This is a genomic window from Vibrio sp. 10N.222.55.A1, from assembly GCF_041473835.1.
Lineage (GTDB): Bacteria > Pseudomonadota > Gammaproteobacteria > Enterobacterales > Vibrionaceae > Vibrio > Vibrio crassostreae_C.
Map to the genome: position 1 here is coordinate 1 of NZ_JBFRSX010000037.1, position 203 is coordinate 203.

General features: G+C 39.4%; 1 tRNA gene. It reads left to right on the forward strand.

Annotated elements, in window-relative coordinates:
- Positions 1-63: 63 nt before the first annotated feature.
- Positions 64-140 (forward strand) — tRNA-Met (locus tag AB4493_RS12575).
- Positions 141-203: the final 63 nt, after the last annotated feature.

Below are 203 nucleotides of genomic sequence, written 5' to 3' on the forward strand. Positions count from 1 at the left end.
TCCGACCGCACCATTATTTCTCTTTAATTAGAGAACAAATAGTGAATCTATTAGATTTATTATGGCTACTTAGCTCAGTTGGTTAGAGCACATCACTCATAATGATGGGGTCGCAGGTTCAAATCCCGCAGTAGCCACCACTTATACAATGTCTTATTGAAGCACCAATATTCGATATGACTACAAAGATTTGCTGCGGTCGT